Source organism: Lacisediminimonas sp. (assembly GCF_030645335.1).
Classification (GTDB): Bacteria; Pseudomonadota; Gammaproteobacteria; order Burkholderiales; family Burkholderiaceae_D; genus Lacisediminimonas.
In genome coordinates this window covers 1-11,045 of the sequence record NZ_JAUSNH010000099.1, presented here as the reverse complement: position 1 = coordinate 11,045, position 11,045 = coordinate 1, and the positions used below count along the sequence as shown (strand labels likewise).

Below are 11,045 nucleotides of genomic sequence, written 5' to 3'. Positions count from 1 at the left end.
CGAGCGCCTCGTGCAGGATCGGGCAACGCTCGCCGATTTCGGCTGAGAATTCGAGTTCGCGCTGGCGCGTCATCGCGCCGATGTGCAGCGCGGCGGCGTCGAACCGCAGGTACGCGAGTTCGCCGACCTTGTTGAGATCGATCAGATGATCCGGCATCACGTAGAGAAAATTCATCATCGGCATCAGCGATTGCCCGCCGGCCATGAACTTGCCCGCCCCCTGGTGCAGGCGGTCGATTGCGTGCGCGCTGTCGAGCGAGTCGGCGCGGTGATACGTCAGCTTGGCCGCTTTCATGGCGACACCTCCTTGTGCTTGTTGGCCAGCGCCCGCTCGACGGCGGCGCGCACGCGGCGCGGCGTCATCGGCGTCTCGTTGATCTCGCCGCCCATCTGCAGCAAGGCGTCGCGGATCGCATTGGCAATCGCAGCCGGCGGTGAGATCGCGCCGCCCTCGCCCATGCCCTTCATGCCGTATTCGGTATGCGGCGTGGGCGACATCATGTGGCCGATCTTGATGGCAGGCACTTCGGGTGCGCCCGGCAACAGGTAGTCGGCAAAGGTGGTGGCCAGCGGCTGGCCGTTTTCGTCATACGGTATTTCTTCATACAGTGCATTGCCGATGCCCTGCGCAATGCCGCCGATGATCTGGCCATCCACGATCAGCGGATTGACCACCGTGCCGCAATCCTCGATCACGGCATAGTCCAGGATCTCGACCTTGCCGGTGTCCGGGTCCACCGCCACCACTGCCGCCTGGGTGGCGTAGGTGAATACGCCGCTGTCGACAGCGGGTTCGTAAGTGGCCGTGATTTCGAGCAGCGGGTCCATGCCCTTGGGCAGGATCTCCTGGCGCAAGTGGGCGATCCGGCCGATCTCTTCATAGCCGATCGATCCCTGCGGGCCGTGGATGACGCAGTCTTCAAAGCGCAGTTGCGCGACATCGCACTTCAGCACATGGGCCGCAATTGCCGCCATCTTGGCGCGCAATGCGCGGCAAGCCTTGGCCACGGCGCCACCGCACATGACCATGCTGCGCGATGCAAACGTGCCCATGCCGAAGGCCGACACCTGGGTGTCGCCGTGGCGCACCGAGATGTGCATCGGGTCGATCCCCAGCTCTTCATGCGCAATCTGCGCCAGCGATGTTTCCATGCCCTGGCCATGCGACACGATGCCGACCATCAGCATCAGCGAACCGTCGGTCATCATGCGCGCAGTGGCGGTCTCGTAGCCCGGTATCACCGGCGTGCCGCGCGACACCCACTCACCGCAACCATGCGCGGTCTGCTCGGTGAACGAGGCAAAGCCCACACCGATCAGGCGACCGTCCGCCTCGGGGTTTTTCTGGCGTGCGCGCACGGCGTCGAAATTGATCAGGGTCGCAGCGCGGCGCACCGACTCGGCATAGTCGCCGGTATCGAACACCAGCGCGGTGACGTTGCGAAACGGCATGGCTTCCGGCGGCACCATGTTTTCCATGCGCACGAGGTGCGGTTCGCGGCCGACGGCATGCGCGACTTCGTCAATGGTGCGTTCTATCGTGAAGCAGGCGGCCGGCCGCGCCACGCCGCGATAGGCGCCGATCGGCGACTTGTTGGTGGCCACGGTATAGCTGCGGCTGCGATAGTTGGGAATGTCATAGGGGCCGGGGATATTGCGCGCGGCCATGCCGGTTTCCATGAAGGCACCGTTCGGCCAGTGCGAATAGGCGCCGGCATCGACCCAGATTTCCACTTCCAGCCCGAGCACCTTGCCGCGGCTGTCGGCATAGGCGGTGACCTTGTGGTGATGTTCGCGGCAATGGATGGCAGTGAGCAGATGCTCGCGCTTGTCGTCAATCCAGCGCACCGGCTTTTTCAGTTTCAGCGCCAGCGCAGCGACCATCAATTCTTCCGGGTACAGCACGCGCTTGGAGCCAAAGCCGCCGCCCATGTCCGGCGTCACCAGGCGCAACTGGCGCTCGGGAATGCCCAGCGCCTGCGCCATGCCGACCCGGGTCTGGTGCGGCGACTGGCTGCCGGTATAGACCAGCAATTCGTCCAGCCGGTCGTCCCATACGGCCAGGATGGCGCGGCCTTCCATCGGCACGGCGCTCTGGCGGTTCATGCGGTATTCGCGCGTGACCGTGACGGCGGCGTTGGCGCGCGCCCAGTCCAGGTCACCGTAGGCGTTGCTCTTTTCAACGTAGACGTTGTCGCCCCACTCCTCGCGCATGACGTACGCGCCTGGCTGGGTGGCGGCCAGCATGTCGACTACGGCCGGCAATTCTTCGATATCGACCAGCACGGCGTCAGCCACATCTTCGGCTTCGGAGCGGTTGGCGCCGATTGCCATCGCGATCGGCTCACCGGCGAATCGCACGCGGTCGGTCGCCAGCGCCGGATGTTCGGAATACTTGAAGCCGTCCACCTTGGGCACGGCGATGATCGGTTTGACGTGGGGGAAATCGCTGGCGGAAAAAACGCGCCCCTTGAATTGTTCCGGTATTTCGATGCTCTTGACGATGCCATGCGCGACCGGACTGCGCACGAAGGCGACGTCGAGGATGCCGGGCATGCGGATGTCGGAGACGAATTGTCCCTTGCCGCGCAAGTGGCGATGGTCTTCCTTGCGACGCAGCGGTGCGCCGACGCCTTTTGTTGCTTTTGTTTCCATGGTGTCCTGGCCAATGATGATGCTGGAGGATGCGACGGGGATGAGAGGGCTACAGGATAAACGAGGCCGGGCATGGCGCCCACACGGCCCGGTCAAATTGCGCACCGGCTGCATGCACTTGCTGCATGCAGCCGGTACTGCGGCATCAGTCCTGCTTGAGTCCCATGTCCTTCACCAGCTTGCCGTATTTGACTACGTCAGCCTGGCGCAGCGCGGTGAACTCGGCGGGAGTCGTGAAATACGGCTCGGCGCCCAGGAAGGACATCTGGTCACGCATTTCCTTGGACGCGACCGCGACTTTCAATGCCGCGTTGAGCTTGTCGACCACTTGCTTGGGCATGCCAGCCGGGCCTTCGATGCCGACCCAGAAGTTCATTGTCGCGCTCGGGAAACCGGTTTCGATTGCGGTCGGCACGTCAGGCAAAAGGCTGGAACGCTTTTCCGACATCACCAGGATTGGCCGTACTTTGCCGGAGCGCACATGGCCGATGGTCGAAGGCAGGGAATCGAACACCATCGTTACGCGGCCGGAGATCACGTCAGGGAAAGCCAGGCCGGACGACTTGTACGGAATGTGCTGCATGTCGATGCCGGTGGACGTCTGCAGGATATGACCCGACAGATGGCCGGTGCTGCCTGGTCCGGCGGACGCGAAGCTGAGCTTGCCCTTGCCTGCGCCCTTGGCGTAATTGACCAGTTCGACGATGCTCTTGGCCGGCACGTCATTGTTGACGACCAGCACGTTCGGCGTGGTCGCCATGGTGCCGACCATCGTGAAGTCCTTGGAGGTGTCATAGCTCATGCCCTTCAACAGCGCTGGCGTCACCGCGACCATCGGCGGGCTGGTCAGCAGCAAGGTGTAGCCATCCGGCGCCGCCTTGGCGACCACGGCCGCGCCCAGCGTGCCGCCTGCGCCGCCGCGGTTCTCAACCACCACGGTCTGGTTCAGGACCTTCGACAATGCCGTGGCAGTCAGCCGGCCCATGGTGTCGGACACGCCGCCAGTACCATACGGAACCACCAGCTTGATCGGCTTGGATGGATAGTCGTCCTGCGCCATGACGGCGCCCGAGACCGACAGCGCGCCGAGCGTGATTGCAGCCATGCTGGCCATGGACAATGCGTGGCTCAGCTTTGTTGATTTTTTAAACATGAAAGACCTCTCTAGTTGGACCAAATAAAAGCCGCTCTACGGGCGGCGTTATAGCGCTGCGATTGCCACAATCTCAACAAGGCACTTGGGATCGTTGAGTTCTACCTTGCCGCAGCAACGGGTCGGGGTTTCGCCAGGGGTGACCCAGGCATCCCAGACTCCATTGAACGCAGCAAAATCATCCATTGTCTTCAGCCAGATCTGTGCACTGAGCAATCGTGCACGCGATGTACCGGCTTCGGCAAGCAGATCATCAATCTTCTTTAGCACTTGTCGTGCCTGCTCTTCGACCCCGCCAGTACGGTCGTCAGGCACTTGTCCGGACAGGTAAACCAGTCCGTTATGTATCAACGCGCGGCTGCGCCGGGCATTTTGGTCCAATCGTTTGATCTCGTTCATGCAGTCTCCTTTTTCACTCCCCGTTATGGGTCGATGTATTGTTCATTGTGGTGCCAGGATATCGTGCTGGTGCGGGGCACTCCAATGCTATTTTCGTGTCCCGCATGCCGTCCTCAAACTGCCACGCCATACGCGCCGCCGCCAGCCGTTTCCATCATCACGCGGTCGCCCGCTTTCAGGATGCGCGGCTCGGTCGGGTCGATCACTTCACCATTGATCACCAGGCGGCCCGGTTGTCCTGCGCCGCCGCCGGCCAGGCCAGCCGGCACCGACTTCAATTGCGTCATCAGGAACGAGGCAGAAGCCTCTTTCGCATCTTCCAGCAACTCGAATTCAAACGTGATGCCATCGCCGCCATTGTGCAATCCGCGTCCGCCGCTGCCACGTCGCACGGCGCGCCGCAACACACGGATCGGCGCCAGGCTCTCCATCATTTCCACCGGCGTGTTGCCGAGGTTACCCGGGAATGACAGCGCCGAATAGCCTGCACGACGCGCGGTCGCGCCCTGCCCTGCGTTGAGGAAGTTGACCACGGCATAACGCCGGCCGCCGTACTCGCCCGACATCGTCATCGATGAATTGGGTGAGCCCGATGCCCACACTTTTTCCGGCAGCACATCGGCCAGCGCCTTGAACACCGCAGCCGGCAGCAAGTGGCCAATTGCGCTGCGCCCGCCGGAGGCGGCGGGATAGGTCGGGTTGAACAACGAACCCAGCGGCGCATCGGTCGTGATCGGCAAGAAGCTGCCCTCATTGTTCGGAATATCCGGGCACAGCAGCGCCTTCAGGCCATACACCGTGTAGGCGAAGGTGTAGATCGGCACCACATTCACCGCGCGCGGCAGTTGCGCGCTGGAGCCGGCGAAATCGATGTCGATGCGGTCGCCATTCACAGTCAGCTTGCACTCGATGATGATCGGCGCTTCAAAGCCGTCATGCTGCACGGTCGAGCGATACACGCCGTCCGGAATCTGGCTGATCGCTTCGCGCATCGCCCGCTCCGAACGCGCACGCACTTCCGCGCCGAGCAAGTCGAGGTCAACGGTATCGAGCAAGCCCTGCAAACGGTCACCCATCATGCGGCAGGCCGATACCTGGGCCCAGATATCGCCCATGCCCTGGTCGGGCACGCGAATGTTTTGCGTGATCATTTCGATCAGTACGGTATTGGGCTGGCCGGCATCCAGCAGCTTCATCATCGGAATCTGCAAGCCTTCCTCGTAGATCTCGCGGCTGCTGTTGCTGCGCAGTTTGCCGCCGATGTCCGGCAAGTGCGACACCACCGCAGCAAAGGCAACCAGCTTGCCGTCGCGGAAGATCGGCGTCACCGTTGTCACGTCATGGATATGGCCGGAGCCTTTCCACGGGTCGTTGGTGATGTAGACGTCGCCTTCCTTCATCGTCGGCGCCGGATACTTGTCGAGGAAATGGCGCACCGTGGCCGGCAGGCAGCCAATGAAGCCGGGCAAGCTCATCGTCGATTGCGCCAGCGAACGGCCCTGGGCATCGGTCAGCACGATGGCAAAGTCATTGCCGTCGCGCACCAGGGTGGAGAAGCAGGTGCGCACGAAAGCGGCGGCCGCTTCGTCCACCACGCTGATCAGGCGCTTCCATAAGATTTCCAGCTCGATCGAATTGAAACGCGGAGCAGTCGCAGCAGCGGCGGCGTCGCTGGTGCTGCGCGCGGCAGCGTTGGGTTGGGCAACAAGTGTCATTTAATCGAATTCCTTGATCAGGACGGAAACCGTCAGGTCGGGCAGGATCGTCACTTCCGATTTGACCGGAACAACGATGGTGGACTCGCGCTCTTCGAGGATCAGCGGGCCCTGCAATACCTGGCCGGGCTGTACGCAATAGCGGTCGTACACATTGGCCGGGCCATACTCTTTCTTCAATGGCAGGTAGATGTTGCGCGAGCCGCGCAGCGCAGCGCTGGTCTTGACGCGATCGTCGCCCCACGCAAAGTGGTGGCCACGGCTTTCAGCGCGACCGGTCAGGCGCCAGGTCATCACCTGCGGGCGCGCGCCCGGCACGGTGCGTCCGTAAAGCTTCTGGTACTGCTCTTCGAACGAGGCCAGGATGGTAGCGCCAGTACTCGCGCTGACCGCTTCGAACGGAATCGACACTGGCACTTCCGCCCCCTGGCCGTAGTAGCGCATCTCTGCGCCAATGCGCCATTCCACATCGGACGCACCGGCCGTTTCCAGTTCGGCCTGCGCTTCGCGCTTCAACTGCTCCAGCGCAGCAGCGACTTGCGGCCAGTCGGTGTCGGCCAGCAACTGCGGATTGGACCATGCACGGTCGACCCGCGCCGGCGCAGCCAGCATGCCCAGGCAGGAACCGGCGCCTGCGGCAATTGGAATCAGCACCCGCGGTATGCGCAGCTTGCGCGCCACTTCCACCGCATGGACCGGGCCTGCGCCGCCGGTGCCGACCATCGAGAAATCGCGCGGATCGTGGCCATTCTCTGCAATATGGATGCGGGCCGCGCTCGACATGTTTTCATTGACCATGTTGTAGATGCCCCAGGCCGCATCGGTCACCGATACGCCCAGTTTCTCTGCCAGCCGGCCCATCGCTTTTTCAGCCAGCTTGACGTCGAGCGTCATCTCGCCGCCAAGGAAATTGTCGGCACTGAGGTAGCCGAGCAGCAAGTCGGCATCGGTCACGGTCGGCTGCTGGCCGCCGTTGCCGTAACAGGCCGGACCCGGCACCGAGCCGGATGATTCCGGACCGACATTGAGCAAACCCAGGCGGTTGCAGAATGCGATCGATCCGCCGCCTGCGCCGATCTCGATGAGCTCAATACTCGGGATCAGGATCGGCAAACCGGAGCCGCGCTTGAAACGCTCGACCCGGGCGCATTCGAAAAAGTGCGCCACCGGCGCTTCGCCGCCGACCGCCACGCAAGCCTTGGCGGTCGTGCCGCCCATGTCGAAGGCCAGCACTTGCTGCACATTGTTCTGGCGTGCCGTATTCAGCGCCGACAGCACGCCGGCGGCAGGGCCGGATTCCAGCAGCAGGATCGGCGTTTGCGCAGCCGACTTGGCCGACGTGAAACCACCGCTCGACACCATCACGCGCAGCGGCACGTCCGGCTCGATTTTTTCCAGCCGTGTTTCCAGCTCCTGCAGGTAAGCGGCAACGATCGGTTTCACATACGCATTGGCGGCGGTGGTCGAGGTGCGTTCGAATTCCTTGATCTCGCGCGCCAGTTCCGACGACAGCGACACGGCAATGCCCGGCAAGGCGCGCGCCAGTTCGTCGCGCACCTGGCGTTCATGCGTGTCATTGACATACGAATGCAATAGCGACACCGCGACCGACTCAACTCCCATCGCTTTCAACTCGGCCGACATGCGGGCCAGTTCGTCGGCGCCCAGCGCCTTGACCACTGCGCCGCGCGCATCGAGCCGCTCGTCGATCTCGACCCGGTCTGCCGGCGTTACCAGCGGCGTCGGCATCACGATGTCGAGGTCATAAATGTCGTAGCGCCATTCGCGACCGATATCGAGCATGTCGCGCTGGCCGTTGGTGGTCACCAGTGCCGTGCGCGAACCCTTGCGCTCGATCAAGGTATTGGTGATCAGCGTGGTGCCATGCACCACCTCGGCCAGCCGCGGTGCGTCCGCCCCCAGCGAATGCGCCACCTGTTGCAACAGGTTCAGGATCACGGTGGAGACGGCTTCACCGGGGTCCGATGGCGTGGTCGGCGTCTTGCCGACCCAGATGCGGCCAGCCGGGGACAGCGTAGCCACGCCGTCCGTAAAGGTGCCGCCGATGTCTACGGCGACACGCAAGGTGTTCGGTTCTGCGGAAGGATTTTTCACGAGTGTGTCGAGTCAGTCGAATCAGGTCAATCGGTTGAGTCAATCAGGGCGGCCAGACCATTCTGCGGTCCGGCCGGCTTGTTCCTTGGCGTCGAGGCTGGTGCCTGTCATTGATCGTGTACCGATCAATACGCCACCGTCACCAGTCTTTCTTCAGTCATTTCGCGAATCGCATAGCCCGGACCTTCGCGGCCAAAGCCACTGTCCTTGACACCGCCAAACGGCATGATGTCGACCCGCGCGCTGGACGCTTCATTGATATGGATGCCGCCAAATTCCAGCCGGCGCGCAGTACGGAATGCGGTTTCCAGGCTGCTGGTAAACAAGCCCGCTGCCAGCCCGTAAGGACTATCGTTGGCGCGCTGCACGACTTCATCCAATGTGTCGAATTCCAGGATCGACACCACCGGTGCAAATATCTCTTCGCAATACACGCGCATGCCGTCCGTCACATTGTGCAGCACGGTCGGCGGCATCACATTGCCATCGCAAGCGCCACCGGCCAGCAATGTCGCGCCCGCCGCTACCGCCTCGGCCACCCAGGCCGTGGCGCGCTGCGCATGATGCGTGCTGATCATCGGCCCGACGATAGTGGCCGCATCGGCCGGATCGCCCGCCTTGGTCGCTTTCGCCGCTGCCACGAATTTCGGAATGAAGACATCCGCAATGCGGCGATCGACAAACAGCCGCTGCACCGACGTACACACCTGGCCAGCCTTGCGGAAGCCGGCATTGATGATCTTGGGAATCGCCATGTCGATATCGGCGTCATGGCAAACGATGGTGCTGGCAATGCTGCCAAGTTCCAGTTGCACGCCGCGCAAACCGGCGGCCTGCTGGATCTCGCGGCCGACCCGGGTGCTGCCGGTAAACGCGTAATAGGCGATGCGCTGGTCGTTCAGCAATTGGGTGCCGATGCGGCTGCCAGGGCCATTGATCAGCGCCAGCAGCGCCGGCGGCAGGCCGGCCTCGAGCAAGGCCTTGCACAATTCCACCGCGGTCAGCGGCGTCAGGTTGGACGGTTTCAAGATAACCGCATTGCCGCCAGCCAGCGCCGGCGCCACCTTGTGCGCCACGGTATTGAGCGGCGAATTGAACGGCGTAATGCAGCAGATCACGCCACGCGGCACGCGCAGCGTGAAACCCATGCGGTTCTTCATGCCGGCGGCGGCTTGCATCGGCACCAGTTCGCCATTCAGGCGCTTGGCTTCTTCCGCCGACAGTTCCAGTGTCTGCACGCAGCGGCGCACCTCATTCTCGCCATCGGCGCGGGTAAAACCGGCTTCGTCGCGCATCAGGCCGACCAGCACTTCCATCCGGCTTTCGACGTTGCGCGCTGCTTGCGACAGGATGCGATAGCGCTCGTAGGGCGTGAGCGTCGACGCCTTGACGCCCGCCAGCGCAATGCCGACCGCCTGCTCGACCTGCGCCGCGGAAGCCACGGCCATTTCGCCGTAGACCCGTCCCTGGTATTTCTCGGTCAGCACCTGGGTCGATTCACCGTCCACCCATTCGCCGTTGATCAGTAGCTTTGACATAGTGTTCCCTTGCCGGTTGACAGCCTTATGCGTTGTCGGCCATCGCCGTCATGAAGCGCTGGCGAATGCGGGCCGGATCGCGGTCGGTAGTGCCGGCCGGCTTCTGGTCGTCGATGCGCGCTGCGATCAGCCACGGACCGTCGCCCTGGCGGGCGCGCTCGACCATGCCCTCGAATTGCGCCTCGTCGGCGGCCCAGGCGCTTTGTGCCAGGCCAGCACCTTTGGCCATCGCCACCAGGTCCACCGTGCTGGCCGTCAGCGAAGGCTGCTTGCCGGTGATCTGGTACATGCCGTTGTCGAACACGATGATGGTCAGGTTCTTCATGCTGGCCGCCGCAATGGTGCCCAGCGCGCCCAGTTGCATCAGCAGCGAGCCGTCGCCTTCCAGCGCGAACACCTGGCGTTGCGGCTGGGCCAGCGCCACGCCCATCGCGATCGGCGCGGTCAGGCCCATGCTGCCCAGCATGTAGAAATTTTCAGGACGCTGGCCGGCCGCCCACAGGTCGAAGTTGTTATTGCCGATGCCGCCGATCACGGCTTCATGGGCAGTCAGTTTTGCCACCAGCCGCCGCGTCAGGTCGGAGCGGTTCATGACTTTCGCGGTATCGCGCGTCGAGTTGTCGTTGTTTGCCATGGCCTTGTGTGTCCTTCCTAGTCTTGCGCTGAATTTTGCACGGCAGCGGTGCTCTTCTTCGTCAGTAGCGGCGACAGGATGATGGCTGCCGGTGCCTGCGTCGAAAATGCTTGCTGGATCATTTTTTCGACGACGAATTCGACGTCGTCCAGGCGTTCAATCGCGAAATGTTCGATGCCCAGGGTTTGCAGTACCGGGCGCATGGTGCGGCAGACAATCGCCTGGCCGAGCTGGTGGTCACCGAGGGTGCCGCGTTCGGAGATCATCATCACCAGCGGTATCTGGAACGGCACGGCCAGCGACGCCAGTGCATTGGGCAGGGTCGCGAAGCCGCTGGTCTGCATCAGCGTGATGCCGCGCAAGCCGCCCATCCAGGCGCCGGTGACGATGCCGACGGCTTCCTCTTCCCGTGCGGGGCAGATGACGGTGAACCAAGGGTCGGCGTGGATTGCCTTGATCAAGGGGGAGAGGACGTTGTCGGGTACGTAGGCGACCAGCTTTACCTGGTTGGCCTTGAGTACTTTGACGACGATGTCGTACCAGGTTGGGGATTCGACGGGCATGGTTGGTTTTATTGGCGTTTGTGGTCGGGTTCGGTGCTGGGCCGGGCCGGCGACGGGCTTGGGGCACGGTCGGGGGGCCGGTTTGTTGGGATGATCATAGGGCGGGGGTTTGATGAAAACAAACAACTAGTTTTTGTGCATTGTTCGGTTCTGGTGATAGATGAGGGCGGGGGGGCCGGGGAGCCGGCTTGCTCTTTTTTGGGTGTTTCGATTGGGGGGCGTGGTTTTTTTATTTTGGCTTGCTTTGTCTATTTGCTTCGGTTTGGTTAATCG

At 62.7% G+C, this 11,045-nt stretch carries 9 protein-coding genes; all 9 read right to left on the bottom strand.

Annotated elements, in window-relative coordinates; translation table 11 throughout:
• Window positions 1-295, bottom strand: a 295-nt coding sequence (locus tag Q7T64_RS06715) for a xanthine dehydrogenase family protein subunit M (RefSeq protein WP_304793189.1), incomplete at its 3' end; no start/stop codon positions are given.
• On the bottom strand, window positions 292-2,655 hold the full coding sequence (locus Q7T64_RS06710; protein ID WP_304793185.1) for a xanthine dehydrogenase family protein molybdopterin-binding subunit: 2,364 nt from the start codon (window positions 2,653-2,655) through the stop codon (window positions 292-294). The genes Q7T64_RS06710 and Q7T64_RS06715, both read right to left, overlap by 4 nt.
• 145 nt (window positions 2,656-2,800) lie before the next feature.
• Window positions 2,801-3,760 (bottom strand): tripartite tricarboxylate transporter substrate binding protein, encoded by a 960-nt coding sequence (locus tag Q7T64_RS06705; protein ID WP_304793183.1) that lies wholly within the window; start codon window positions 3,758-3,760, stop codon window positions 2,801-2,803.
• A 96-nt stretch (window positions 3,761-3,856) separates the two neighbouring features.
• Complete coding sequence (locus Q7T64_RS06700; protein ID WP_304793181.1) at window positions 3,857-4,207, bottom strand: RidA family protein; 351 nt, start codon at window positions 4,205-4,207, stop codon at window positions 3,857-3,859.
• A gap of 113 nt (window positions 4,208-4,320) precedes the next feature.
• Window positions 4,321-5,922, bottom strand: a complete 1,602-nt coding sequence (locus Q7T64_RS06695) for a hydantoinase B/oxoprolinase family protein (RefSeq protein WP_304793178.1) — start codon at window positions 5,920-5,922, stop codon at window positions 4,321-4,323.
• Window positions 5,923-8,037, bottom strand: coding sequence for a hydantoinase/oxoprolinase family protein (locus Q7T64_RS06690; protein ID WP_304793176.1), 2,115 nt, complete (start codon window positions 8,035-8,037; stop codon window positions 5,923-5,925).
• Window positions 8,038-8,162: 125 nt separating this feature from the next.
• Window positions 8,163-9,575 carry an aldehyde dehydrogenase family protein gene (locus tag Q7T64_RS06685; RefSeq protein WP_304793173.1) on the bottom strand — a complete coding sequence of 471 codons (1,413 nt, stop codon included), beginning with the start codon at window positions 9,573-9,575 and terminating at the stop codon, window positions 8,163-8,165.
• Window positions 9,576-9,600: 25 nt separating this feature from the next.
• On the bottom strand, window positions 9,601-10,209 hold the full coding sequence (locus tag Q7T64_RS06680) for a thiamine pyrophosphate-dependent enzyme (RefSeq protein ID WP_304793169.1): 609 nt from the start codon (window positions 10,207-10,209) through the stop codon (window positions 9,601-9,603).
• A 17-nt stretch (window positions 10,210-10,226) separates the two neighbouring features.
• Window positions 10,227-10,772 (bottom strand): thiamine pyrophosphate-binding protein, encoded by a 546-nt coding sequence (locus Q7T64_RS06675; RefSeq protein ID WP_304793166.1) that lies wholly within the window; start codon window positions 10,770-10,772, stop codon window positions 10,227-10,229.
• Between the last annotated feature and the right edge of the window lie 273 nt (window positions 10,773-11,045).